The organism is Asanoa siamensis, from assembly GCF_016862555.1.
Lineage (GTDB): Bacteria > Actinomycetota > Actinomycetes > Mycobacteriales > Micromonosporaceae > Asanoa > Asanoa siamensis.
Genome location: NZ_BONE01000001.1, coordinates 54,102 through 79,191, shown reverse-complemented (window position 1 = coordinate 79,191; position 25,090 = coordinate 54,102). Strand labels below are relative to the sequence as shown.

Genomic DNA, 25,090 nt, shown 5'->3' with positions numbered 1-25,090 from the left:
CGTGGCCGGGACCGCATGGCGTTCCTTTAGGCTCGGCGCCGTGACCGAACTGCTGGGGCCCGCCGAGATCCGGGCGTTGGCGGCGCGGCTCGGAGTGGCACCGACCAAGCGGCTCGGGCAGAACTTCGTGCACGATCCCAACACCGTGCGGCGGATCGTCGCGGCCGCGGACCTCGGGCCCGACGAGACGGTGGTCGAGGTCGGGCCGGGGCTCGGCTCGCTGACCCTCGGCCTGCTCGCGGCCGGTGCCCGGGTGCACGCCGTCGAGATCGACCCGGTGCTGGCCGCCGCCCTCGCCGAGACCGCTGCCCAGCGGGGCGCCCCGGACGGGCGGCTCACCGTGCACGCCGCCGACGCCCTGCGGATCACCGCCGACGCGTTGCGGCCGGCGCCGACCGCGCTGGTCGCGAACCTGCCCTACAACGTCGCCGTGCCGGTGGTGCTGCACCTGCTGGCCGAGTTGCCGAGCCTGCGACACGGGCTGGTGATGGTGCAGAAGGAGGTCGCCGACCGGCTCGTCGCCGGCCCCGGCGGCAAGGTCTACGGCGTGCCCTCGGTGAAGCTGGCCTGGTACGCGGCCGCCCGCTCGGCCGGCCGAGTGCCGCCGAGCGTGTTCTGGCCGGTGCCCAACGTCGACTCTGGCCTCGTCGCGTTCACCCGGCGGGAGCCGCCCCGGGCCGACGTACCCCGCGCGGATGTTTTCCGGGTTGTCGACGCGGCGTTCGCGCAGCGGCGCAAGACCCTGCGGGCCGCGCTGGCCGGCTGGGCGGGTGGTGCCGACCGCGCGGCGCGCGTGCTGGTGGCCGCCGGTGTCGATCCCGGCGCCCGGGGCGAGTCGCTGCCGGTCGAGGCGTTCGCCGACATCGCGGCGGCGGCCAACGTGACCGCGGGCCCCGCCGAGTAGGCTGACGCCGTGCTGAGCCGGGACATCACTCCGTGACCGAAGCGTGGGAGCCGGAGGGCGACGAACGCCCTCGCCTGGGAGCATCAGGCCCGGTCAAGGTCAGGGTCCCAGCGAAGATCAACTTGCACCTGGGCGTCGGTCCCGCGCGCCCGGACGGCTACCACGAGCTGAGCACCGTCTACCACGCGATCACGCTGCACGACGAGATCACCGCCCGGCGCGGTGACACGCTGACGCTGACCATGGAGGGCGTCGGCGCCGGCGAGCTCGCGCTCGACGAGAGCAACCTGGCGATCCGTGCCGCCCGCGCGCTGGCCCGCCACGCCGGCGTGCCCGCGCACGCCCGCCTGCACCTGCGCAAGCAGATCCCGCTCGCGGCCGGTCTGGCCGGCGGCAGCGCCGACGCGGCCGCCGCGCTGGTCGCCTGCGACGCGCTCTGGGGCACCGGGATGACCCGCGACGACCTCGCCGCGATCGCCGCCGAGATCGGCTCCGACGTGCCGTTCCTGGTGTACGGCGGCACCGCGCTGGGCACCGGCCGCGGCGAGACCGTCAGCCCGGTGCTGGCCCGCCCGACCACCTGGCACTGGGTCGTCGCGGTCGCCGACGGCGGCCTCGCCACACCGGCCGTCTACGCCGAGCTCGACCGCCTGCGCGCGCTGCGGGCCGCGCCGCCGGCGCTGGGCAGCACCGACGACCTGCTCGCCGCGCTCCGCCAGCGCGACCCGGAGGTGCTCGCCGCCGCGCTCGGCAACGACCTGCAGGCGGCCGCGCTCTCGCTGCGCCCGCAGCTCGCCGACGTGCTCAAGGCCGGCAAGGCCGCCGGCGCGCTCGCCGGCCTGGTCTCCGGCTCGGGCCCGACCTGCGTCTTCCTGGCCTACGACGCGTCCGAGGCGAGCCAGATCGCCGGCGCCCTGGAGTCGGCCGGCGTCTGCCGCGAGGCCCGCACGGCCACCGGCCCCGTCGCGGGGGCCCGGGTCATCTGATGGCGAACATCGTCAACCTGGACCGCGTGTCCAAGGGGTACGGCGCGGCCGGGCCGTTGCTGTCCGGTGTGTCGGCCGGGATCGACGACGCCGACCGGATCGGCGTGGTCGGTCTCAACGGCGCCGGCAAGTCCACGCTGTTGCGGCTGATCACCAAGCAGGAGGAGCCCGACGACGGGCGCGTGACCCTCCGCCGCGACCTGCGGGTGGCCGCCCTGCCGCAGGCGCTCTCGTTCGCACCCGAGGTCACCGTGCGCGATGTCGTCATCGGCACCGCCTGGCTCGCCGAGGACCTGGGCGCCGAGCACGAGTGGGCCGGCGACGCCGGTGTCCGCGCGATCCTCGACGGCCTCGGCATGCCCCACCTCGGCCTCGACCAGCCGGTCGGCCCGATGTCCGGCGGCGAGCGGCGCCGGGTGGCGCTGGCCGCGCTGCTGGTGCGCCCTGCCGACCTGCTGGTGCTCGACGAGCCGACCAACCACCTCGACGTCGCCGGTGTGGACTGGCTCGCCCGGCACCTGCTCGGCCGCAAGGGCGCGCTGGTCGTCGTCACCCACGACCGGTGGTTCCTCGACGCGGTCTGCACCAGCACGTGGGAGGTCGCGGACCAGTCCATCCGGGCGTACGAGGGCGGCTTCGCCGCGTGGACGCTGGCCCGGGCCGAGCGCGAGCGGGTCGCGGCGGCCACCGAGGCCCGGCGGCAGAATCTGCTCCGCAAGGAGATCGCCTGGCTGCGCCGCGGCCCGCCGGCCCGCACCTCGAAGCCCCGGTTCCGGATCGACGCGGCCAACGCGCTGATCGCCGACGTGCCGCCGCCGCGCGACACGCTCTCGCTGCAGCGGCTGGCCACGGCCCGGCTCGGCAAGCAGGTCTACGACCTGGAGAACGTCTTCCTGACCGCCGGCGACAAGCCGATCCTGGACGACCTGACCTGGCAGGTCGGCCCCGGCGACCGGATCGCGCTGCTGGGCGCCAACGGCGCGGGCAAGACCACGCTGCTGCGCCTGCTGGCGGGCCGGTCGACGCAGCACGCCGGGCGGTTCACCGTGGGCGCCACGGTCAAGCCCGCCTTCCTGTCGCAGGAACTGGCCGAGCTGCCGGGCCACCTGCGCGTGCTGGAGGCGGTCGAGGAGGTGGCCCGCCGGGTCAACCTCGGCGGCCGGGAGGTGTCCGCGGCCCAGCTCGCCGAGGTGTTCGGCTTCGTCGACCGTCCCTCCGGCGGCGGCACCCGCACGTCGAGCCTGTGGACGCCGGTCAGCGACCTGTCCGGCGGCGAGCGGCGCCGGCTGCAGATGCTGCGGCTGCTCGCCGGCGAGCCCAACGTGCTGCTCTTCGACGAGCCGACCAACGACCTGGACACCGACACGCTGGCCGCGCTGGAGGACCTGCTCGACTCGTGGCCGGGCACGCTCGTCGTCGCCTCGCACGACCGCTACCTGGTCGAGCGGGTCACCGACACGGTCTTCGGCATGTTCGGCGACGGCCGGCTGGTGCACCTGCCCGGGGGCGTCGACGAGTACCTGGCCCGCGCCACCGACGGCGGCGCACCGGCCCCGACCCCGGCGGCCGCCGCGGTGGCGCCGCCGGAGCGGGGCGTCGGCATGTCGGCGGCCGAGGTCCGCGCGGCCCGCAAGGACCTGGTCCGCCTCGAACGGGCGGTCAGCCGCCTCGACGAGCGCGAGGCGGCGCTGCACGACGAGATGGCCACGCACGCCACCGACTACGCCAAGATCGCGGAGCTGGACGGCCGACTCCGCGACCTACGGGCGGAGCGGGAGCAGGTCGAAGAGGAGTGGCTCGCCCTAGCCGAGAAGGTCGACGCGTCGTAAGGCAATCGACGCTGCGTGACCCCCGATTGGCCCTGGCCCAGGCCGTTGGGCCACAATCTCTGCGACCGACGACATCGGCGCTGGAGGCAGGCGGACCATGCACAACCCCATCAACCACCCCGCACGGGCGACCTACCGGGTGCTGGCCGGGCTGATCGGGCTCTACCTGGTGGTCTACGGCGGCATCGGCGCGGCCGCGACGGCCGGCGACGGGCTGTTCGCCCAGGACGCCGACTCGGTGCTGGGCCAGGGCACGAACCTGGCGAACTCGCTGATCAGCATCGTGATCGGCGCGATCGTCCTGATCGCCACCGTGATCGGCCGCAACGTCGACGCCGCGGTCAACCGGGCGTTCGCGTACGTGCTGATGGTGCTCGGCCTCGCCACCCTGGCGACGATCCGGACCGACGCCAACTACCTCGGCCACACGCTGGCGACGAGCATCGTGATGATGACGCTCGGCTGCGGGCTGCTGCTGGCGGGCATGTACGGCCGGGTCGGCTCCGACGAGGAGCACGAGGCCTGGCAGAAGGCGCGTCTGGAGTTCTGAGCCCGGAGCCGGAGTTTCTGAGCCCCGGAGCTGGGAAAAGCCCCACAATTGGGGCATGGCTCACTTCCCGCTCAACCACCCGCTCCGGCCCCTCTACCGGACGCTGGCCGGGCTCACGGGCACGTACATCCTGATCTTCGGCTCCGTGGGTCTGACCAAGACGGTCGGGGAGACGCTGTTCGCGCGCGAGAGCAACTGGGCGCTGGGCCTGCGTACCAACCTGGCCTTCGCCATCGCCTCGGTGATCTGGGGCCTGATCGTGCTGGTCGCCAACCTGATCGGCGGCAACATCGGGCACTACACCAACCTGGCCGGCGCCGTCGTCTTCATGGTCACCGGCATCTTCATGGTCTCGTTCATGCAGACGCCGGCGAACTTCCTCAACTTCTCGGTCTCGACCGCGATCCTGTCGTTGATCTTCGGCGTGATCCTGCTGCTCGCCGGCATGTACGACAAGACCGGCAGCCCCGAGTCGCAGCGCGCCGAACAGGTCTACAAGAGCACCTCGATCCCGCGCACCGCCCCCCGGCGCTAACGGTCGCGCACCACCAGCGCGGGCTTCGAGTCGAGGTGGGAGAGGCCGTTCCAGGCCAGGTTGACCAGGTGGCTGGCCACGACGTCCTTGCGCGGCTTGCGCACCTCGAGCCACCAGCGGCCGGTCAGCGCGACCATGCCCACCAGGGCCTGCGAGTAGAGCTCGGCCAGCTTCGGGTCGTACCCGCGGGTCTTGAACTCGGCACCCAGGATGTGCTCGGCCTGGTGCGCGAGGTCGTTGAGCACGCTGCTGAAGTTGCCCGACGAGGACATCACCGGTGACTCGCGGACGAGCACCCGGAAGCCGTCGGTCTCCTGCTCGATGTAGTCGAGCAGCGCCAGCGCCGCCTGCTCCAGCAGCTCGCGCGGATGCCCCGCGGTGAGCGCGTTGGTGATCCGGTCCATCAGCGAGCGGACCTCGCGGTCGACGACGACCGCGTAGAGGCCCTCCTTGCCGCCGAAGTGCTCGTAGACGACGGGCTTGGACACCTTCGCCCGGGCCGCCACCTCTTCGATCGACGTGGCGTCGAAACCACGTTCGGCGAAGAGCTGGCGGCCGATGACTATGAGCTGCTCGCGACGCTGGGTCGCGGACATCCGGACGCGGGACCGGCCACCCCCGGGGCCGGTCGGGTCGGCTACCACGCCTGCATCCTGCCAGTCGGCCGGCGCGGGCCGCTGGCCCGCACCGGGACCGTCATCAGATCAGGCGCTCGTCTTCACCAGCTTGGCGGCGATCCGCTCGGCCTTCGGCCAGCGCACCGCGTACGCCCAGCCGAACTTCTCGAACAGCCAGATGGTCCGGGCGGAGATGTCGAGCTGGCCCTTCAGGACGCCGTGGCGCGCGCAGGTCGGGTCGGCGTGGTGCAGGTTGTGCCAACTCTCGCCGAACGACAGGATCGCCAGCGGCCAGAAGTTGGCGGCCTTGTCACCCTGGCGCACCTCGAACGGGCGCTCGCCGTAGACGTGGCAGACCGAGTTGATCGACCAGGTGACGTGGTGCAGCACCGCGATGCGGACCAGCGCGCCCCAGAACAGCGCGGTCAGCGCGCCCTGCCACGACCAGGTGACCAGGCCACCGACCAGCGCGGGCGCCAGCACGGAGATCGTCACGAGCACGGGGAAGAGCTTGTCGACCCGGCGGATGTCCTTGTCGGCGAGGAGGTCCGGCGCGAACCGCGCACGGTTGCCCAGCTCGCGGGAGAACATCCAGCCCAGGTGCGCGAAGAACAGACCCTTGGTCAGCCCCCACATGCCACCCCCGAAGCGCCAGGGGGAGTGCGGGTCACCTTCGACGTCGGAGAACGCGTGGTGCCGCCGGTGGTCGGCGACCCACTGGATCACGTTGCCCTCGATCGCGAACGAGCCCGCCACCGCGAGGGTCACCCGCAGCCAGCGCTTCGCCTTGAACGAGCCGTGCGTGAAGTAGCGGTGGAAGCCCACCGTGATGCCGAGCCCGGAGACGACGTAGAGGACCAGCGCGATGGAGGCGTCGGTCCAGGAGAGCCAGCCGCCGACGACGGCCACCGGAATCGCGGCCAGCACCGCCAGGAACGGCACGACGACGAAGAACCAGAGGCCGATCAGAACGCCGATCGACTGCTTGCCCTCGGTCAGTGGCTTGGGACCGGCGGTTGCCTGGTCGGGAGTCGCGGTGATGGTGGTCATGGCACCTCGCAGCGGGTGGGGGTGATCAAAAACTTACGCCTACGTCACCGTAACTTACGCACCCGTAGCAACGCATCCGCTGGAGCGGAAATTCAGGTTGGGCTAACCCCCAGGAGGGAAGAGGTCAGCATGTGTATGAACGGCTGTGCACGCTAGGCTTACCGCGCTTGATGGGACGTGGGGTAACGGCAGCCCGCCGGACTTTGAATCCGGAAGGTCCTGGTTCGAATCCAGGCGTCCCAGCTTCCGCTCTTTCGGGTGAGCCACGACCGCCCGCCGGCCGCCCTACTAACATGAGGCGGCACGCCGTACGCCGTCCGACGGGAGTCCCCTCGTGACCGAAGCCCGCACCGTCGTCATCCTCGCCGCGGGTGAGGGAAAGCGGATGAAATCGGCACTGTCGAAGATGCTGCATCCGTTGCTCGGCCGCACGCTGCTCGGTCACGTGCTCGCCGCGGCCGCGCCCGCCGGCGCCGACCGCACGCTGGTCGTCGTCGGGCACGCCGCCGACCAGGTCGAGGCCCACCTCGTCGAGGTCGCGCCGCACGCGACGCCGGTGCTGCAGGCCGAGCAGCACGGCACCGGTCACGCCGTGCGGATCGCGCTCGAGGCGGCACCCGAGGTCAACGGCACGGTCGTCGTGCTCAACGGTGACGTCCCGCTGCTCCGCGGCGAGACGGTGACCGCGCTGCTGGAGGCGCACGAGCGGGCCGGCGCCGCCGCCACCGTGCTGGCCGCCGAGGTGCCCGACCCGACCGGGCTGGGCCGGATCGTCCGCGACCCGGCCGGCGGCCTCGAGCGGATCGTCGAGGAGCGCGACGCCTCGCCCGCCGAGCGCGGCATCCGGGAGATCAACGCCGGCATCTACGCCTTCAACGGCCGCCTGCTGCGCGCCGCGCTGGCCAAGCTGACCAGCGACAACGACCAGGGCGAGGAATACCTGACCGACGTGTTCGGCCTGCTCGCCGCGGCCGGTGAGCCGGTCGCCGTGCACGTCGCCGCCGACTTCGAGGAGACCCTGGGCTGCAACGACCGGGTCGAGCTCGCGGGGCTGCGGGGCCGGCTGCGCGACCGGGTCAACACCGCGCTGATGCGCTCCGGCGTGACGATCCTCGACCCGGCGACCACCTGGATCGACGTCACGGCCACGGTCGAGCGCGACGCGGTGATCGACCAGAACACCCAGCTCCGCGGTGCGACCCGGGTCGGCACGGGTGCCACGGTCGGCCCCGACACGACGCTGATCGACACGATCGTGGCGGCGGGCGCCACCGTGCTGCGGGCGCACGCCGTCCAGAGCGAGGTCGGCCCGGGCGCGAGCGTCGGCCCGTACGCCTATCTGCGCCCCGGCACCCGGCTCGGCGAGAAGTCCAAGATCGGCACGTTCGTCGAGGCCAAGAACTCCGAGATCGGCACGGGATCCAAGGTCCCGCACCTCTCCTACGTCGGCGACGCCACCATCGGCGAATACAGCAACATCGGCGCGGCCTCGGTGTTCGTCAACTACGACGGGGTCGCCAAGCACCGCACGGTCATCGGCAGTCACGCCCGCACCGGCTCCGACAACATGTTCGTCGCACCGGTCGAGGTCGGCGACGGCGCCTACACCGGTGCCGGCACGGTGGTCCGGCGCGACGTCCCGCCGGGCGCGTTGTCCGTTTCCGGCGGGCCGCAGCGGATCTTCGAGGGCTGGGTCGAATCCCGACGTCCCGGGACAGCCGCGGCCGAAGCGGCCAAGCAAGCCAATGCCGCGGCCCAGGCGGCCCGCGCGACACGTGACCAACTGCACGTGACCGAAGACGGTCATGCCGACGCCGACGCTCCGGGTGATACTTCAAGCGAGTAAACACCCGCCTAACTCACGGAGCGCCTCACCCATGGGCAGCATCGTCGCCGAAAACCGCAAGAGCCTGATGCTCTTCTCCGGCCGGGGTTTCCCCGAGCTGGTCACCGAGATCGGCGAGGTGCTCGGCGTGGCGCCGACGCCGACCGACGCGTACGAGTTCGCCAACGGCGAGATCTTCGTCCGTTACCGCGAGTCCGTCCGGGGCTCCGACGCCTTCGTCGTGCAGTCCGCCGGCGAGGGCGTCAACAAATGGGTGATGGAGACGCTGATCATGGTCGACGCGCTCAAGCGCGGCTCGGCCAAGCGGATCACCGTCGTCCTGCCCTTCTACCCGTACGCCCGGCAGGACAAGAAGCACCGCGGGCGCGAGCCGATCTCCGCGCGGCTGGTGGCCGACCTGCTCAAGCAGGCGGGCGCCAACCGGATCCTGACGGTCGACCTGCACACCGCGCAGATCCAGGGCTTCTTCGACGGCCCGGTCGACCACCTGTTCGCGATGGACACCCTGGCGGGTTACGTCGAGCGGAAGTACGCGGGCCGGCCGATGACCGTGGTCGCGCCCGACTCGGGCCGCGTCCGGGTGGCGGAGCGCTGGACCGACCGGCTGGGCGGCTGCCCGCTGGCGTTCATCCACAAGACCCGCGACCCGCTCAAGCCCAACCAGGTCGTCGCCAACCGGGTGGTCGGCGACGTCGAGGGCCGGGTCTGCCTGATCGTCGACGACATGATCGACACCGGCAGCACCATCTGCAAGGCCGCCGAGATCCTGCACGACAGCGGCGCCGCCGACGTCGTGGTGGCGGCGACGCACGCGCTGCTCTCCGACCCGGCGACCGAGCGCCTCAAGAACAGCCGGATCAGCGAGGTCGTGGTGACCAACACGCTGCCGCTGCCGCCCGAGAAGCGCCTCGACAAGATCACCTCGCTCTCGATCGCCCCGCTGCTGGCCCGGGCCATCCGCGAGGTCTTCGACGACGGTTCCGTGACCACTCTGTTCGGCGGGTTGAGCTAAAACGGTCGCACCCGGCGGTAAGGTGCCCGACCGGCTCGGGTAGAGTAGTGAGGTTGCCACGGCGAGGGTGACCCCGGCTGGTTCTCAACGCAGCTCACGGGCACCGTCATCGACGCGGTGTCCGGGCCAGCCCCGCGCGCCTCCTTCGCCCGGCACCGCCGCCGATTGCACGCAGCCCAGACCAAGATCCAGGAGTTCTCCCGTGTCCGAGGTAAAGATCGCCGCCGAGCCCCGCACCGAGTTCGGCAAGGGTGGTGCCCGCCGCACGCGCCGTGCCGGCCTCGTGCCCGCCGTGCTCTACGGCCACGGCGAGCAGCCCAAGCACATCGCGCTTCCCGCGCGTGAGTTCGCCGCCGCGATCCGCCACGGTGGCGCCAACCAGCTCTTCGCGATCGAGGTCAGCGACGGCACCCAGGCGCTGGCGCTGCCGAAGGCGATCCAGCGCGACCCGGTCAAGGACACTTTCGAGCACATCGACCTGCTGCTCGTCCGCCGCGGCGAGAAGGTCACCGTCGACATCCCGGTGCAGCTGACCGGCGACGCCGCGCCCGGCACGCTGGTCGTGCACGAGAGCGACACGCTCTCGGTCAGCGCCGACGCCACCCGGCTGCCGGACCACTTCGAGGTCTCGATCGAGGGCCTCGAGGCCGGTTCGAAGGTCACCGCCGCCGACGTCACCCTGCCGGACGGCACGGAGCTCGTGGCCGACCCCGAGACCACCATCGCCGTGATCAGCGTCGCGCCGAGCGCCGAGGCGCTCGAGGGCGAGACTGCCGAGGGCGAGGCGGCCGAGGGCGAAGGCGCCGAGGGTGAGGCTCCCGCCGCGGCGAGCGAGGAGCCGGCCGCGGCCGCTCAGTAACAAAACTCTGGTCTGCGAGAAAAGGCCCCTTCCGGTACGACCGGGAGGGGCCTTTCGCCAACTGACTTGCGTGTTCCGGGAGAATGACAAGCGTGCAAGCGACAGCGCCCTTCCTCGTGGTGGGTCTTGGCAACCCTGGCAAGGAATACGCCAAGAACCGTCACAACGTGGGCTTCATGGTCGCCGACCTGATCGCCGAGCGGATCGGCGCGAAGTTCGGCCGGCACCGCCGCGCGGTCGCCGACGTCGCCGAGGGGCGGCTCGGCTTCGGCGGGCCCCGGCTCGTCCTCGTCAAGCCGCTGACCTACATGAACCTCTCCGGCGGCCCCACGGTCGCGCTGGCGCAGTTCTTCAAGGTCCCGCCCGGCCAGATCATCGCGCTGCACGACGAGCTCGACATCCCCTACGGCCAGATCCGCGCCAAGCTCGGCGGCGGCGAGGGCGGCCACAACGGCCTGCGCTCGATGTCGAAGTCGCTGGGCACCAAGGACTACGCCCGGGTGCGGTTCGGCATCGGCCGCCCGCCCGGCCGGCAGGACCCGGCCGACTACGTGCTCAACGATTTCTCCTCGACCGAGCGCAAGGAGCTCGAGTTCCTGGTCGACCGGGCGGCCGACGTCGCCGAGGCGGTCGCCGGGAAAGGCGTCGAATGGGCACAGAACGCCTATAACGGATCCTGATCAAGGGCGTATCGCCTGCCCGGTTCCGCCCGTTGTGTCTTAGGCGGAGCTTAACCGGGGAGGCGTGGGTGGAACGAGGACGGTTCGACCCCGCGACCGTCCGCGACCTGATGGAACGCGGTCTCGAGGCCCGGGAGCACGACGCCGACCGGCCCGCGCGCGCGACCCGGACCCGGCCACGCCGCAGGAGCCCGGAACGCGGCGGCCCAGAACGCGGAGGCCTGGACCGCCGCCGCACCGCGGTCATGGCGCCGCCCCGGCGGCGACTCCTGCGCCGGATCCCCGGCCGGCACGCCGCGCTCTCCCGGCGGGCCGCCTGGGAGACGCGCTACCAGCGCACCCTGCTCCTCGCCGACCTGGCGGTCGGCGCCGCGGCCGGCGGCCTCGCCTTCGAGCTGCGCTTCGGCGACGGGCTGACCAGCTACAACCGCGACTACCTGGTGCTCTCGGCGCTGCTGCCGGTCGCGCTGGTCGCCGCGCTCGGGCTGGCCCGGGCGTACGAGTCGCGGTTCCTGTTCGTCGGCACCGACGAGTACCAGCGGGTCATCCGGGCCGGCCTCGGGATGGTGGCCGGAGTCGCGATGGTCTCCTACGCGCTGGAGATCCAGCTCGCCCGCTCGTACGTGCTGATCGCCCTGCCCGCGGCCACCTTCGCCACCGTGACGGTCCGCTTCGCCCTGCGCAAACGCCTGCACCGCGCCCGGAAACGCGGTGACTGCCTCCGCCGGGTGATCGTCGTCGGACACGAACTGGCCGTCATCCACCTCGCCCGGCAGCTCAACCGCGAGCGCTACCACGGGCTCGAGCTGGTCGGGGCCTGTCTGCCGCCGCAGCACGACGGCGACGTCGGCCTGCCGGTGCACGGCACGTTCGACGACGTGGCGCACGCTGTCGAGGCCTCCGCGGCCGACACGGTGATCGTGCTGTCCTGCCCGGAGATCGACGGGCAGACGCTGCGCCGGCTCGCCTGGCGGCTGGAGCGCGACGAGATCGACCTCATCCTGGCGAACGCGCTGATCGACGTGGCCGGCGACCGCACCACGATCCGGCCGGTCGACGGGCTGCCGATGCTGCACGTCGAGCACCCCCGGCTGGAGGGTGCCGCCCGGTTCGTCAAGGAGATCGTCGATCGGGTGGGCGCCGCGCTGCTGGTCGCGCTGCTGTCACCCGTCCTGCTGGCGGTCGCCCTCTGCATCCGGATCGACTCGCCCGGCCCGGTACTCTTCCGGCAGGTACGCACCGGTCGCGACGGCCGGGAGTTCCTGATCTACAAGTTCCGCAGCATGTACCTCGACGCGGAGGCGCGGCTCGCGGAGTTGCGACACCTCAACGAGCACGACGGCGTCCTCTTCAAGATCCGCAACGACCCGCGGATCACCCCCGTGGGGCGCCGGCTGCGCCGGTTCTCGCTCGACGAGCTACCTCAGCTGTTCAACGTGCTGCTCGGGCAGATGTCGCTGGTGGGACCGCGGCCGCCACTGCCTCAGGAAGTGGCGCAGTACGCCGACGACGTGCGGCGCAGGCTCGCGGTCAAGCCCGGGATGACCGGGCTGTGGCAGGTGTCGGGCCGGTCCGACCTGCCGTGGGAGGAGGCGGTCCGGTTGGACCTGCGCTACGTGGAGAACTGGTCGCTCTCCCTCGACCTGGTGATCCTCATGCGCACCCTGGCCGCCGTCGTGCGCCCGAGCGGCGCCTACTGACGAGGAGACACCCCTCATGACTCCGCCGGTGATCGATGGTGCGTTCGCCCGCTGGCTGGCCGGGCGCGCCGGGGAGCTGTTGCTCCGCACCCGGGCCGAGGTCGGCTTCGCCGACCCGCACGCGCTGAAGGCGGCCGGTGACAAGCTGTCACACGAGCTGATGCGGACCGAACTGGCCCGCTGGCGGCCGGGCGACGCCGTCCTCTCCGAGGAGGACAAGGACGCGCGGTCCGTCGGCACCGACAGGCTCTCCGCCGACCGCGTGTGGATCGTCGACCCGCTCGACGGCACCCGCGAGTTCAGCGAGGAGGGCCGCGACGACTGGGCGGTGCACGTCGCCCTCTGGGGCCGGCACGGGACCAGCCCGCACAAGCTGCTCGCCGGCGCGGTGGCGATCCCGGCCCAGCACCGGACGCTGGCCACCGACTTCCCGCCCGCGTACCCGCCGATGGGTGGGCAGCCGCGGCTGCGGCTGGCCGCGAGCCGCAGCCGACCCCCGGCGTTCCTCGCTGACCTGGCCGACGACCTGGGCGCCGACCTCGTACCCATGGGCTCGGCCGGGGTGAAGATCGCCGCGGTCGTCGGTGGCGAGGTGGACGCCTACGTGCACGCTGGCGGGCAGTACGAGTGGGACTCCGCGGCACCCGTCGCTGTGGCGACGGCCACCGGGCTGCACGCTTCCCGGATCGATGGATCTGCGCTGAAATACAACGAGACCGATCCCCGGCTGCCCGATCTGGTGGTCTGCCGGAAGGATCTGGCACCACGGTTGCTCGCGGCGTTGCGGGCGCACATCTCGGGGTAGAGTCGCCCAGGGTAAAAACCCAGTGACCGACTAGACAATTGCTTGAAGGGGTTCCATGCCGCCGGCTTACCGGGTCTCCCACCTCGCGGCGCTCGAGGCGGAGAGCATCTTCGTCATGCGCGAGGTGGTCGCCGAGTTGGAGCGACCCGTGCTGCTCTTCTCGGGCGGCAAGGACTCGATCGTGATGCTCCGGCTCGCCGAGAAGGCGTTCGCCCCGGCGCGCATCCCGTTCCCGGTGATGCACGTCGACACGGGCCACAACTTCCCGGAGGTCCTGCAGTACCGTGACCGCCGGGTCGCCGAGCTCGGCCTGCAGCTCGTGGTCGCCAGCGTGCCCGAGGCGCTCGAATCGGGTCTCGTGGTCGAGTCGGGCGACGGCACCCGCAACCGGATCCAGACGCCGGTGCTGCTCGACGCGGTCGAGAAATACCGCTTCGACGCGCTGTTCGGGGGCGCCCGGCGCGACGAGGAGAAGGCCCGGGCCAAGGAGCGGGTGTTCAGCTTCCGCGACGAGTTCGGCCAGTGGGACCCCAAGAACCAGCGGCCCGAGCTGTGGGGGCTCTACAACGGCCGGCACCACGCGGGCGAGTCGATCCGGGTGTTCCCGCTGTCCAACTGGACCGAGCTCGACGTCTGGCACTACATCGCGCAGGAGGGGCTCGACCTGCCGTCGATCTACTACGCGCACGAGCGCCAGGTGATCTCCCGCGACGGCATGCTGTACGCCGTCAACCAGTTCATCCAGCCGCGCGGCACCGAGCAGCCGTTCACCGCGAAGGTGCGCTACCGCACCGTCGGTGACGCCTCGTGCACCGCGGCGGTGGAGTCCTCGGCCGACACGGTCGAGAAGGTGATCGACGAGGTCGCCGCGACCCGGATCACCGAACGCGGCGCGACCCGCGGCGACGACCGGGTCAGCGAGGCGGCGATGGAAGACCGCAAGCGGGAGGGCTACTTCTGATGTCGACGCCGACCCTGGCTGCCCCCGAGCAGCGCGCCATGGACCTGCTCCGGTTCGCCACCGCGGGCAGTGTCGACGACGGCAAGTCGACGCTGATCGGCCGCCTGCTCTACGACACCAAGTCGCTGTTCACCGACCAGCTCGCCGCCGTCGAGGCGGTCAGCGCGGCCCGCGGCGACGAATACACCAACCTGGCGCTGCTCACCGACGGCCTGCGGGCCGAGCGGGAGCAGGGCATCACGATCGACGTGGCCTACCGCTACTTCGCGACGCCGCGGCGGAAGTTCATCATCGCGGACACGCCCGGGCACATCCAGTACACCCGCAACATGGTGACCGGTGCGTCCACCGCCGACCTCGCGCTGATCCTGGTCGACGCCCGCAAGGGCCTGGTCGAGCAGTCCCGCCGGCACGCGTTCCTCTGCTCCCTGCTGCGGGTGCCGCACCTGGTGCTCTGCGTCAACAAGATGGACCTGGTCGACTGGTCGCAGGAGGTCTTCGAGCGGATCGCCGACGAGTTCACCGCGTTCGCGGCCAAGCTCGAGGCACCCGACCTGACGGTGGTCCCGATCTCGGCGCTGAAGGGCGACAACATCGCCACGCGCTCCGAGAACATGCCGTGGTACGAGGGCCCATCGCTGCTGCACCACCTGGAGCACGTCCACATCGCCTCCGACCGCAACCTGGTCGACGTGCGCTTCCCGGTGCAGTATGTGATCCGCCCGCAGTCGACCACCGTCACCGACTACCGCGGCTACGCGGGCCAGGTGGCCTCGGGCGTGCTCAAGCCCGGCGACGAGGTGATGGTGCTGCCGTCGGGCCTGACGAGCCGGATCGCCGCGATCGACACCGCCGACGGCCCGGTCGCCGAGGCCTTCCCCCCGATGTCGGTGACGGTCAGGTTGGAAGACGAGATCGACATCTCCCGCGGCGACCTGATCTGCCGGCCCAACAACGCACCGGCGGTCGCCCAGGACATCGAGGCGATGATCTGCTGGATGGACGAGAGCAGGCCGCTGCGGGTGGGCGGGAAGTACGCGCTGAAGCACACGACCCGCTCGGTCCGCACGGTGGTCCGCGACCTGCACTACCGCCTGGACGTCAACTCACTGCACCGCGACGAGGAAGCGGTGGAGCTGAAGCTGAACGAGATCGGCCGCCTGCGCCTACGGACGACGGCGCCGCTGCTCGCCGACGAGTACCGCCGCAACCGCACGACGGGCGGATTCATCCTCATCGACGAATCTAGCAACCGGACCGTCGCCGCCGGCATGATCGTCGAAGCTTCCTAGAGGCTGCCTGCTCGGGTCCGCGGGGGTGCGGACCGTTCCTCCCGCGAGGGACCGCTCCGCTTCGCTCCGCTGCCAGGCCCGCGACGGGTCGCGCCCAGGGCAAAGGCGCGAAACCGCGTAGCGGGGCGTGCGCCAATCCGCCGGGGTGGGTGCGTTTGAGGGCGGGGACCGCGGAGGCGGGCCGTGCCCTGTCGCGGTGGTAGGTGTGTCTGACTGCGAGGGGCGGGGCCGCGTAGGCGGGCCGCGCCCAGCGGGGGCGGTGCGCTACGGGCGGCGGCGGGAGACCGCGTAGGTGAGGGCCGCGCCGAGCAGCAGCGGCGGGCCGTGGATGTTGCGTAGGGCCGTCAGCGCTATGGCCACCAGCAGGGCGCCGACCGCGACGAGTCGGCCGAGTGTGCGGTTGCCGCGGCCCCGTTCGCCGCCTGCCACCAGGGCGACCTGGACCGCCGCGCCCGCTGCCGCGCCGATGTAGAGCGCTACCTCCGAGAGCGTGCCGAGGATGGCGACCGTCCACCAGGCCACGCCGGCGGGGAGCCAGAGGTGGCGCGGGCGCAGTTCGGCGCCGGTGGCGTCCGAGCGCCAGGCGGCGCTGGGCCGGAGCGGCGCCGTCAGCAGGGCGATCGTCAGGGCGCCGGCCAGGCCACAGATGGCGATCGAGTTGCCGCCGCCCGTCGGCTGCCAGACCACCGCGATGCCCTCGGCGGCCAGGCCGCAACCGAAGTAGCAGGCCGCCCAGAGCCGGCGCCGCAGCACCAGTTCGGCGAGCGCGCCGACCAGCAGCAGGAACAGCAGGTGGATATCGCGCCGAACCACCCGCCGTCCTGCACGAGCAACGACGTGAAGAGCCGCCACACCTGGCCGTCCCGGATCGCGGGCGTGCGCTGCAGCGAGGTCAGCACCGCGGGATAGGCGAACTGCAGCAGGCTGGGCACCGCCGTGACCACGAGGACGGCCAGGGTCAGCGGAATCCGCCGCACCGCGGTCACTGGACGCCTCCCGCGGACGGGCGCGGGCCGGGCACCGTCCCGGCCGCCGGGGCGGCCAGGGTCAGTGGTGTGCGGCACGTGGTAGTCACTCGACGCGTCCTGCCGACGGGCGCGGGCCGGGCACCGTCCCGGGCGCCGCCGGGGCGGCCAGGAGCAGTGGTGTCCGGCGCGCGGTGGTCACTCGATGCGTTCCGCGCCCGGGCCCGGGCGGGCCGCGAACCAGACCGGGGCCGTGAAGCCCCGCTCGGCGTAGGCCGCGGCCACCGCCGCGGCGACACGGTCGGTCTCGGTCGCGTCGATCAGGGCCAGGACGCAGCCGCCGAAGCCGCCGCCGGTCATGCGCGCCCCGTAGGCGCCCGCGGCCAGCGCCGTCGAGACCGCGAGGTCGACCTCCGGCACCGTGATCTCGAAGTCATCCCGCATCGACGCGTGTGAGGCCGTCAGCAGCGGGCCGATCTCCCGCACGCGGCCCGCGCGCAGCAGGTCGACCGTGTCGAGGACCCGCTGGTTCTCGGTCACCACGTGCCGGACCCGGCGGCGCATGACGTCGTCGGTCAGCTTCTCCAGGGCCGCGTCCAGGTCCGAGACGTCGCGTAGCGCGGGCACCCCGAGCAGCGCCGCCGCCTCCTCGCAGGCCCGGCGGCGGCTCGCGTACTCGCCGCCCGCGTGGCGGTGTGGTGCCTGCGTGTCGACGACCAGCACGGCCAGCCCCGAGGCCGCGACGTCGAACGGGATCTGCTCGATGGCCAGCGAGCGGCAGTCGAGGAACAGCGCGTGGCCGGCCTCGGCGCGGATCGACGCCGACTGGTCCATGATCCCGCAGGGCATGCCGACGTAGTCGTTCTCGGCCCGCTGCGCGAGGCCCGGGCGGTCCTCGACCGGCAGAGCCAACCCGCCCAGGTCGGCGAGGGCGGTGAGCACGGCCGACTCGAGCGCCGCCGACGACGAGAGGCCCGCGCCCGCCGGCACGTCGGAGGCGACGGCCAGGTCGGCGCCGGGCACCTCGTACCCCTTGGATCTCAAGGTCCACACCACGCCCGCGACGTAACCGGCCCAACCCTCGACCCGGCCCGGCTCGTCGGCCTCCGCGGCGCCGAACTCGACCGTCTCGCCGGTCTGCTCGGACCACACCCGCCACCGCGGCGTGGGCACGGCGGCCGCCGCAACGACCACCCGGTGCGGCAGCGCGAAGGGGAGCACGAACCCGTCGTTGTAATCGGTGTGCTCACCGATGAGGTTGACGCGACCCGGGGCGGCCCACAGCCCGGCCGGATCGGCGCCGAAAGCGGAGGCGAAACCCGCTGCGGCGCGGGAGGGGACCTGACTCATGGCCTGCATCCCATCACAACCGCTCGGCGCGGGGAGCATGACGTGTCTACGATCGCTGCATGCAGGACCAACCCGGCACAGCCGGGCCCCGTCGGCGCGTTCCGACGGGGCGTCCCCAGCGCAACCCCGGCCCGGTCGCCCGCCGGCTGGCGCGCCTCGTCGTGCGGACCGCCGACGGGCTCACCGCGGCGCTCGGCGCGGACCCGTCGGCCGGCCGTGAGCAGATCAGCGAAGCCGACCTGCGCGACCTCGTCGCCGCCAGCACCCGCCTCGACCCGGTCGAACGCCGGATCATCGACGAGGTGCTGGTGGCCCGCGACACCATGGTCCGCGAGGTGATGCGGCCGCGGACCGAGGTGACCTTCCTCGCGGCGGAGCAGACGCTGGGCGAGATCGCCGACCTCGTCCGCGCCGAGACGCACACCCGCTACCCGGTGGTCGACGGCACCCACGACGACGTCGTCGGCTTCGTCCACCTGCGCGACCTGCTGATCCGCCCCGAGGGCGACGGCCACGTGACGGTCCGGGAGCTGACCCGTGAGGTGAAGCGGATCCCGGCGAGCAAGCGCGTGCTGGTCGCGCTCACCGAGATGCGGCGGGAGCGGCACCACCTCGCGGTCGTGATAGACGAGTACGGCGGCACCGCCGGCATAGTGACTCTCGAGGACCTCATCGAAGAGGTGGTCGGCGAGATCCACGACGAGTACGACGTCGAGCCCGACCCGGTGCCCGGTCGCCCCGCCGACCTCGACGGGCGGCTCAACCTCGGCGACTTCGCCGAGCGGGCGGGCTTCGAGCTGCCGGACGGGCCGTACGAGACGGTCGGCGGCTACGTGATGGCGAGCCTGGGCCGGGTGCCCCGGATCGGCGACGAGGCGCGCGTGCCCGGCGCCGTCCCGCAGGAGGGCTGGGTGCTGCGGGTCCTGGAGCTCGACGGCCGCCGGGTCGCCCGGGTGGCCATCCGGGCGATCGACCCGCCGCCGCCGGCGCCCGCGCCGGATCCCGAGACCGCCGGCGGCCAGGTGATCGCCACGATCCCGATGCCGGTCGTGCCCACCCGCCGCGAGTCGACCGCGACCGCCCGGGACTAGTTGAGCTGGAGCTTCTGCCAGTTCGTGCCGTCGGTCGAGAAGGCCGCCCAGCTGCCGCCGAAGAGGCCGTAGGCGACATAGCCCGCGTACGTGCGACGGATCCAGCTCGCCGCGGGAAGGTCCACGATCGGGATGAAGGTCTTCCCGTCGTCCGCGCTGGCCCACCACGAGCTGGGTTTCCCGGCCGACTGGATGACCAGCAGCCGGCCGTCGAGCAGCGGCACCGGGTCGCCCGTGAACGGCGCCGGCGCGTTGTCGCCGCCCGAGGCCACGAAGGTCGGTGTGAACCGCTTCCCGCCGTCGGCCGAGTGGTAGATCCCGAGCACCTCGCCGGCCCCGTTGCGGGCCATCGCGTAGACCTCGACGCCGAGCGTGCTGACGGTCACCGTCTCCGCCGGGTCGGCCGGCGTGGGCAGCACCGTGGTCGTCCAGCTGCGGCCCGAGTCACGGCTGACCGCGACCGCGGGCGCGGTGCCGACCAGCCCGCCGACCCACCAGGCCCCGTCGCCCGCGGGGGCCGGGGCCACCCAGCGGGCAGTCAGGCCGGGCTGGGTGGCGAGCGGGCCGAGCGGACCACGGTCCCAGCTCAGCACTCCGATCGCACCGAGGGGCTGGTCGACGCGGGGCAGCTCGCCGGGCTCGATCACCGCGCGGTCGGTCGCCGGCGGCGGGGTGACGACCTGCCAGGTGGACCCGGTCTGCGACGACCACCACCGGTCGCCCTGCACAAGCCAGTGGCCGGCCGGGAAGGCGATCACGTCCATGGGTCCGTCGCCGGTCGGTGACTGCGCGACCGACGACCAGGACAGGCCGCCGTCGGTGGTCCGGGCCAGCGGCGGGCAGTTCCGGTCGCAACCGGCCGCCGCGATGCCGACGCCCTCGTCGCTGAACTCCACCTCGGCGATCGGGCCGTTCAGGCCGTGGACCGGCGCGGGGGACAGGCCGATGATATCGATGCCGCCGCCCCGGTAGACCGGCGCCGTGACCGACGGGTCCGTGGCCGTGACGGACGGCGTGGTGTCCTGCTGCCACGGGCGGACGCCGATGGCCACGACACCGAGCAGGGCCAGGGCCGCGGCGCCCGCGGTGACGGCCCGGCGGCGCCGGATCCGGGTGGCGCGGCGGCGCACGGTGGCCAGCGGCGGCTGCTCGATCTCGTCGAGCAGGTCCGCCCGGGACCGGGCGAGCCGGGAGTCAAGATCGGGCACGGGTCACCTCCGTCCGGTAGCCGTCCAGCCGGCCGGCCAGCGCCGTGCGGGCCCGGGACAGCCGCGACTTGACCGTGCCGGTGGGCACCCCGAGCAGCGCGGCGACCTCGTCGATCGGCAGGTCGGCGTAGTAGTGCAGGACCACGACCTCGCGGAAGTGGGGTGGCAGCGTGGCCAGCGCGTCGCGCAGGTCGGCCCGCTCGGGGCCCGGCGCCGCCTCGACGGTCCGGGCCACCGGGCGGTCGCGGAGCAGGATCGTGTCGAGCAGCTTCCGGCGTCGCCAGCGGCGGCGGACGATGTTGACCGCGACCGTGCGCAGCCACGCCTCCGGGTTGTCCACGTCGGCGAGACCCCGCGGCCGGGCCAACGCCCGGGCGAACGCCTCCTGCACCACGTCCTGCGCCTCCGTAAGGTCAGTGGTGAACGCGTAGATCTGCGCGACCAGCCGCCGATAGCAGGCGTGGTAAACCTCCTCCACCGTGCCGCCGATGCCTGGACTGACAGTCGGCATGGAGGATCCACGCCCCTGCGGGGCGTCGGTCGCGCCGCTACCCTCTTGGTGCGCCAATCGCCGTCCTTCCGGTTCTGGCCACACCGTACGAGTTCCGAGGGGCTGGCGGGGTTCCACGATGGCCCTGGCAGAATTGCCGGCATGTCCGACGCTCCCACTGCCCGGCCCCGGGTGCTCTCCGGCATCCAGCCGACCGCCGACTCGTTCCACATGGGCAACTACCTGGGAGCGGTCCGCCAGTGGGTGGCCCTGCAGGAGACCCACGACGCGTTCTACTGCGTCGTCGACCTGCACGCGATCACGGCCGGCCACGACCCGGCGGTCCTGCGGTCGCGCAGCCGCGTCTCCGCCGCCCAGTTGCTCGCGCTCGGCCTCGACCCGGAGCGATGCACCCTCTTCGTGCAGTCGCAGGTGCCCGAGCACCCGATGCTCTCGTGGGTCCTCAGCTGCATCACGGGCTTCGGCGAGGCCAGCCGGATGGTCCAGTTCAAGGACAAGTCGGCCAAGCAGGGCGCCGACCGGTCCAGCGTCGGCCTGTTCACCTACCCGATCCTGCAGGCGGCCGACATCCTGCTCTACCAGGCCGACGCGGTGCCGGTCGGTGAGGACCAGCGCCAGCACCTGGAGCTGACCCGCGACCTGGCCGGCCGGTTCAACACGCAGTTCGGCAAGACGTTCACGCTGCCGGCGCCGTTCATCGTGCGCGACACCGCGAAGATCACCGACCTGCAGGAGCCGACCGCGAAGATGTCGAAGTCGTCGTCCTCGCCGGCCGGCATCATCGAGTTGCTCGACGACCCGGCCAGGTCGGCCAAGAAGATCCGCTCGGCGGTCACCGACACCGGCCGCGAGATCGTCTACGACCCGGCCACCAAGCCCGGCGTCTCCAACCTGCTCACCATCTACTCGGTGCTCGCGGACCGCCCGATCGACGATTTGGTCGCGGCGTTCGAGGGCAGGGGCTACGGCGACCTGAAGAAGGAGCTCGCCGAGGTGGTGGCCGAGTTCGTCCGGCCGATCCAGGAGCGCACCAAGGCCTACCTGGACGACCCGGCCCAGCTCGACAAGCTGCTCGCGATCGGCGCCGACAAGGCCCGCGCGGTGGCGTCGGCGACCCTTTCCCAGGTGTACGACCGCGTCGGCTTCTTCCCGAGCCGCGGCGCCTGACGCGGGCGGCTCGCGGATCCAGGTGATCCGCAAGAATGAGCCTTGTGAACGCGTTGGGGCGGATCGAGGCCGGGATCAACCGGGGACTCGACCGCGCCCGGGAACGGTCCGGCGCGTTCGACCACTTCTACCGGGCGGCTGACCGCTTCGGGTTCGTGCTCGGCGGGCGGCTGGCCGCGGCGATCGCGTACTACGGCTTCTTCGCGATCTTCGCGTTCGCCCTGGTCGGCTACGCCGTCTTCGGCTTCACGCTGAGCAATGCCGAGGTCAACGAGGCCGTCGTCAGCTTCGTCGCGGGCAACCTGCCGTTCCTGGACATCAAGAGCGTCGAGGACGCGGTCAGCGGCGTGCAGACCTCCGGGCGCCCGATCGGCATCGTCGGTCTGATCGGCCTGGTGTTCACCGGCATCGGCTGGGTCGAGGCGATCCGGTCCTCGCAGCGGGCCGTGCACGGCTTCCAGCAGCAACCCGGCAACCTCGTGGTCCGGCGGTTCATCGATCTCGGCGTGCTGCTGGTCGTGCTGGCCATGGTGATCGCCTCGGTGGGCGCCGTCGACGGGCTCAAGACCCTGCTGACCTGGGCGATCGGTGGCGACGGCACCTGGTTGATGGTGCTTACCTACGTGCTCACCGTGCTGGTCAACCTGGTGATCGCCTTCGCGCTGCTGTGCGCGATCCCGCGGATCCACATGAGCCCGCGGCGGTTGGTGATCCCGATGATCATGGTGGCCGGCGGGCTGACCGTGCTGAACTCGGTCGGCCGGCTCTACGTCAACTGGGTCCGGGCGAACGCGGCGTACGCGCTGATCGGTCCGGTCGGCTTGTTGATCTACCTCTACATCTACAACCAGATCATCATCTGGGCCGCCGCGGTGGCCGCCACGGACAACCACGGCACGGTCCGCGACCTGGGCGGCGGTGAGCCGCAGCCGGGGCCCCCGCACGCCGTCTCACCCGTCGACCATGACGAAGATGACGAGGGTAACGGAGATCCGGAGGGCCATCACGGCGCATGATGGTCGGATGGGTGCACTGGTGACCTTGCGGCTGGCCGACGACTCGCCGCTGCACGACCTGCCATGGATCATCACGTTCGGCCCGCTGGGCGACGACGAGGAGTGGGAGCCCGTGGTCAGCGGGCCCTACGAACGGCCGCAGGCGCTCGCGCTGGCCCAGTCGGTCGTCGCCGACGAGGAGCTGATGGCCGTCGTGGAGCCGTGCATGCCGCACATCTCCACCGACGAGATCCGCGGCGAGATCGAGGCGGCCCGGATCTCGGCGTTGCGGGACGAGCGGCCGGCCGACGGCTCGCTGGACGACCTGGATCTCGAGGACGAGGACGGCCCCGACCTGGCCGAGACGTTCGGCGAGAACGACGCCGGCTACGCGGCGCCGCCGCCCACTCCCGACCAGGTGATGGCGGGTTGGGGCCGGATCGCGGCCAAGCTCACCGCACCGCGGGCCGACAACCCCTGAGCGTAGGGGTGCCCCGGCGGAACCGTCGTTCGACGCCGGGGCACCGTACCCACCACACCCCCACCACAGGGGCCTCGTGGGTAACGCCTTACCCGGCTGTCGCCGGTTTCAACCACACCGCCGCGTCGATCGGCAGGAAATCTCCGTCGAGGGCCGCGGTGGCCAGGATCGGCGCGCCGTAGCGCCGCACGTCGACCGGGCCGGCCCCGACGTTGACGACGCAGGTCAGGTCGCCGCGGCGGAACGCGAGCACGCCGGGCTCGGCGTCGAGCCAGACCAGCTCACCGCCGCCCAGCCCCGGCTCGGCGCGGCGCAACCGCAGGGCCGCCCGGTAGAGCTCCAGGGTCGATCGCGGGTCGCCGGCCTGCGCGGCCACGGTGCACGCGACCCAGCTCGCCGGGGGCGGCAGCCAGGCGCCGGCCGGGCCGAAGCCGTACGGCGCCGCCTCGCCGGACCATGGCAGCGGCACCCGGCAGCCGTCGCGGCTCTCGCCGGTGCGCCGGAACGCCGGGTCCTGGCGCAGCTCGTCGGGCAGGTCGAGCACCTCGTCGAGGCCGAGCTCCTCGCCCTGGTAGAGGTAGGCGACACCGGGGAGGGCGAGCATCAGCAGTGCGGCGGCCCGGGCCCGGCGCAGGCCGAGCTCGCCACCGCCGTACCGGGTGACGTGCCGTTGCTTGTCGTGGTTGGACAGCACCCAGGTGGTGGGCGCGCCGACCAGCGTGGCCTCGGCCAGGGCCGTGTCGATCACCTTGCGGAACGAGTCGACGCTCCAGGTCGCGTGCAGGAAGTCGAAGTTGAAGACCTGGTGCAGCTCGTCGGGGCCGACGTAGCGGGCCAGCCGTTCGGGGCTGGACGCCCAGGCCTCGGCGACCGCCATCCGGCCCGGCGGATAGCTGTCGAAGATCTTTCGCCAGGCGCGGTAGATCTCGTGCACGCCGTCCTGGTCGAAGTAGGGCAGCGTGGTGCCCTCCAGCAGCCGGCTCTGGCGCTGGTTGCGGCCGGTCCTGCTGCTGTAGCCGACGTCCGGCAGGCCGGGCGCCTTGATGTTGCCGTGCGCCACGTCGACCCGGAAGCCGTCGACGCCGCGGTCGAGCCAGAACCGCAGGATGTCCTCGAACTCGGCCCGCACCTCGGGCAGCTCCCAGTTCAGGTCGGGCTGCTGCGGGTCGAAGATGTGCAGGTACCACTGGCCGTCCGGGACCCGGGTCCAGGCGTCGCCGCCGAAGATCGACTCCCAGTCGTTGGGCGGCTCGGCGCCGTCCGGGCCACGGCCGTCGCGGAAGATGTAGCGCTCGCGTTCCGGCGAGCCCGGGGCCGCCGCCAGCGCCTCCTGGAACCAGCGGTGCGCGCTCGACGTGTGGTTGGGAACCACATCGATGATCACCCGCAGCCCGTACGCGTGTGCGTCGGTCATCATCGCGTCGAAGTCGGCGATGTCCCCGAACATCGGGTCGACCTCGCGGTAGTCCGTGACGTCGTAGCCACCGTCGACCATCGGCGAGCGGTAGAAGGGCGTCAGCCAGATCGCGTCGACGCCGAGATCACGGAGATAGGGCAACCGGTCGCGGAGTCCGGCCAGGTCGCCGATGCCGTCGCCGTTCGCGTCGGCGAAGCTGCGCACGTAGACCTGGTAGACGACCGCGGTGCGCCACCAGTCGGCTGCGCCTAAATCGTCCGCATTTGTCGTCAGTTCGGT

Annotated in this window: 24 protein-coding genes and 1 tRNA gene; 18 read left to right on the top strand and 7 right to left on the bottom strand. The window is 72.2% G+C overall.

All coding sequences use genetic code 11. From position 1 onward, the window contains the following. Positions 1 to 40 precede the first annotated feature (40 nt). The 5 genes from rsmA to Asi02nite_RS00325 all read left to right on the top strand — a co-directional run bounded on the left by rsmA (position 41) and on the right by Asi02nite_RS00325 (position 4,804). Positions 41 to 904 (top strand): 16S rRNA (adenine(1518)-N(6)/adenine(1519)-N(6))-dimethyltransferase RsmA, encoded by an 864-nt coding sequence (rsmA, locus tag Asi02nite_RS00345; RefSeq protein WP_203710020.1) that lies wholly within the window; start codon positions 41 to 43, stop codon positions 902 to 904. Between the two features lie 32 nt (positions 905 to 936). Beyond that, positions 937 to 1,890: a 4-(cytidine 5'-diphospho)-2-C-methyl-D-erythritol kinase gene (locus Asi02nite_RS00340; protein ID WP_203710019.1), complete on the top strand. Its 954-nt coding sequence runs from the start codon at positions 937 to 939 to the stop codon at positions 1,888 to 1,890. Beyond that, positions 1,890 to 3,719 carry an ABC-F family ATP-binding cassette domain-containing protein gene (locus Asi02nite_RS00335; protein WP_203710018.1) on the top strand — a complete coding sequence of 610 codons (1,830 nt, stop codon included), beginning with the start codon at positions 1,890 to 1,892 and terminating at the stop codon, positions 3,717 to 3,719. The genes Asi02nite_RS00340 and Asi02nite_RS00335 overlap by 1 nt, the downstream gene beginning before the upstream one ends. A 97-nt stretch (positions 3,720 to 3,816) precedes the next feature. After that, positions 3,817 to 4,269 (top strand): DUF4383 domain-containing protein, encoded by a 453-nt coding sequence (locus Asi02nite_RS00330; protein ID WP_203710017.1) that lies wholly within the window; start codon positions 3,817 to 3,819, stop codon positions 4,267 to 4,269. A 55-nt stretch (positions 4,270 to 4,324) separates the two neighbouring features. After that, positions 4,325 to 4,804, top strand: a complete 480-nt coding sequence (locus Asi02nite_RS00325) for a DUF4383 domain-containing protein (protein WP_203710016.1) — start codon at positions 4,325 to 4,327, stop codon at positions 4,802 to 4,804. Here the strand turns inward: Asi02nite_RS00325 and Asi02nite_RS00320 are convergent. After that, positions 4,801 to 5,400, bottom strand: a complete 600-nt coding sequence (locus Asi02nite_RS00320) for a TetR/AcrR family transcriptional regulator (RefSeq protein WP_203710211.1) — start codon at positions 5,398 to 5,400, stop codon at positions 4,801 to 4,803. The genes Asi02nite_RS00325 and Asi02nite_RS00320 overlap by 4 nt on opposite strands. Positions 5,401 to 5,508: 108 nt before the next feature. Continuing rightward, complete coding sequence (locus Asi02nite_RS00315; RefSeq protein WP_203710015.1) at positions 5,509 to 6,471, bottom strand: acyl-CoA desaturase; 963 nt, start codon at positions 6,469 to 6,471, stop codon at positions 5,509 to 5,511. Positions 6,472 to 6,642: 171 nt separating this feature from the next. Here Asi02nite_RS00315 and Asi02nite_RS00310 point away from each other — a divergent pair. The 9 genes from Asi02nite_RS00310 to cysN all read left to right on the top strand — a co-directional run bounded on the left by Asi02nite_RS00310 (position 6,643) and on the right by cysN (position 15,626). Further along, positions 6,643 to 6,714 (top strand) — tRNA-Gln (locus tag Asi02nite_RS00310). A 142-nt stretch (positions 6,715 to 6,856) separates the two neighbouring features. After that, positions 6,857 to 8,317 (top strand): bifunctional UDP-N-acetylglucosamine diphosphorylase/glucosamine-1-phosphate N-acetyltransferase GlmU, encoded by a 1,461-nt coding sequence (gene glmU / locus Asi02nite_RS00305; RefSeq protein WP_239126391.1) that lies wholly within the window; start codon positions 6,857 to 6,859, stop codon positions 8,315 to 8,317. A 31-nt stretch (positions 8,318 to 8,348) separates the two neighbouring features. After that, entirely contained in the window at positions 8,349 to 9,329 is a 981-nt protein-coding gene (locus Asi02nite_RS00300) for a ribose-phosphate diphosphokinase (RefSeq protein WP_203710014.1), read from the top strand. Positions 9,330 to 9,531: 202 nt separating this feature from the next. Beyond that, complete coding sequence (locus tag Asi02nite_RS00295; protein ID WP_203710013.1) at positions 9,532 to 10,188, top strand: 50S ribosomal protein L25/general stress protein Ctc; 657 nt, start codon at positions 9,532 to 9,534, stop codon at positions 10,186 to 10,188. Between the two features lie 92 nt (positions 10,189 to 10,280). After that, positions 10,281 to 10,868, top strand: coding sequence for an aminoacyl-tRNA hydrolase (pth, locus tag Asi02nite_RS00290; RefSeq protein WP_239126368.1), 588 nt, complete (start codon positions 10,281 to 10,283; stop codon positions 10,866 to 10,868). Between the two features lie 245 nt (positions 10,869 to 11,113). Then, positions 11,114 to 12,568, top strand: a complete 1,455-nt coding sequence (locus Asi02nite_RS00285) for a sugar transferase (RefSeq protein WP_203710209.1) — start codon at positions 11,114 to 11,116, stop codon at positions 12,566 to 12,568. A gap of 16 nt (positions 12,569 to 12,584) precedes the next feature. Next, positions 12,585 to 13,373, top strand: a complete 789-nt coding sequence (locus Asi02nite_RS00280) for an inositol monophosphatase family protein (protein ID WP_373312097.1) — start codon at positions 12,585 to 12,587, stop codon at positions 13,371 to 13,373. A 55-nt stretch (positions 13,374 to 13,428) separates the two neighbouring features. Then, positions 13,429 to 14,334, top strand: coding sequence for a sulfate adenylyltransferase subunit CysD (gene cysD / locus Asi02nite_RS00275; RefSeq protein ID WP_203710011.1), 906 nt, complete (start codon positions 13,429 to 13,431; stop codon positions 14,332 to 14,334). Beyond that, positions 14,334 to 15,626, top strand: a complete 1,293-nt coding sequence (gene cysN, locus Asi02nite_RS00270; protein ID WP_203710010.1) for a sulfate adenylyltransferase subunit CysN — start codon at positions 14,334 to 14,336, stop codon at positions 15,624 to 15,626. The genes cysD and cysN overlap by 1 nt, the downstream gene beginning before the upstream one ends. A gap of 264 nt (positions 15,627 to 15,890) precedes the next feature. Here the strand turns inward: cysN and Asi02nite_RS00265 are convergent, their stop codons facing one another. Together Asi02nite_RS00265 and galK are read right to left on the bottom strand one after the other, a co-directional pair. Next, positions 15,891 to 16,439 carry a hypothetical protein gene (locus Asi02nite_RS00265; RefSeq protein WP_203710009.1) on the bottom strand — a complete coding sequence of 183 codons (549 nt, stop codon included), beginning with the start codon at positions 16,437 to 16,439 and terminating at the stop codon, positions 15,891 to 15,893. 350 nt (positions 16,440 to 16,789) lie between these two features. Then, positions 16,790 to 17,941 carry a galactokinase gene (gene galK / locus Asi02nite_RS00260; RefSeq protein ID WP_203710008.1) on the bottom strand — a complete coding sequence of 384 codons (1,152 nt, stop codon included), beginning with the start codon at positions 17,939 to 17,941 and terminating at the stop codon, positions 16,790 to 16,792. Positions 17,942 to 18,000: 59 nt separating this feature from the next. Between galK and Asi02nite_RS00255 the strand changes: the two genes are divergently transcribed. Beyond that, positions 18,001 to 19,032, top strand: a complete 1,032-nt coding sequence (locus Asi02nite_RS00255; RefSeq protein WP_203710007.1) for a hemolysin family protein — start codon at positions 18,001 to 18,003, stop codon at positions 19,030 to 19,032. Here the strand turns inward: Asi02nite_RS00255 and Asi02nite_RS00250 are convergent. Then, positions 19,029 to 20,240 carry a beta propeller repeat protein gene (locus Asi02nite_RS00250; RefSeq protein ID WP_203710006.1) on the bottom strand — a complete coding sequence of 404 codons (1,212 nt, stop codon included), beginning with the start codon at positions 20,238 to 20,240 and terminating at the stop codon, positions 19,029 to 19,031. The genes Asi02nite_RS00255 and Asi02nite_RS00250 overlap by 4 nt on opposite strands. Further along, positions 20,227 to 20,751 carry an RNA polymerase sigma factor gene (locus Asi02nite_RS00245; RefSeq protein WP_203710005.1) on the bottom strand — a complete coding sequence of 175 codons (525 nt, stop codon included), beginning with the start codon at positions 20,749 to 20,751 and terminating at the stop codon, positions 20,227 to 20,229. Before Asi02nite_RS00245 ends, Asi02nite_RS00250 begins: the two co-directional genes overlap by 14 nt. Positions 20,752 to 20,892: 141 nt before the next feature. Between Asi02nite_RS00245 and trpS the strand changes: the two genes are divergently transcribed. From trpS to Asi02nite_RS00230, 3 genes are read left to right on the top strand one after another with little or no spacing between them, the layout of a single operon-like run. Beyond that, positions 20,893 to 21,918 carry a tryptophan--tRNA ligase gene (trpS, locus tag Asi02nite_RS00240; protein WP_203710004.1) on the top strand — a complete coding sequence of 342 codons (1,026 nt, stop codon included), beginning with the start codon at positions 20,893 to 20,895 and terminating at the stop codon, positions 21,916 to 21,918. A gap of 44 nt (positions 21,919 to 21,962) precedes the next feature. Then, complete coding sequence (locus Asi02nite_RS00235; RefSeq protein WP_203710207.1) at positions 21,963 to 22,934, top strand: YihY/virulence factor BrkB family protein; 972 nt, start codon at positions 21,963 to 21,965, stop codon at positions 22,932 to 22,934. 7 nt (positions 22,935 to 22,941) lie between these two features. After that, positions 22,942 to 23,394 (top strand): hypothetical protein, encoded by a 453-nt coding sequence (locus Asi02nite_RS00230; protein ID WP_203710003.1) that lies wholly within the window; start codon positions 22,942 to 22,944, stop codon positions 23,392 to 23,394. 88 nt (positions 23,395 to 23,482) lie between these two features. Here the strand turns inward: Asi02nite_RS00230 and Asi02nite_RS00225 are convergent, their stop codons facing one another. After that, positions 23,483 to 25,084: a glycoside hydrolase family 13 protein gene (locus Asi02nite_RS00225; RefSeq protein ID WP_203710206.1), complete on the bottom strand. Its 1,602-nt coding sequence runs from the start codon at positions 25,082 to 25,084 to the stop codon at positions 23,483 to 23,485. Positions 25,085 to 25,090 lie beyond the last annotated feature (6 nt).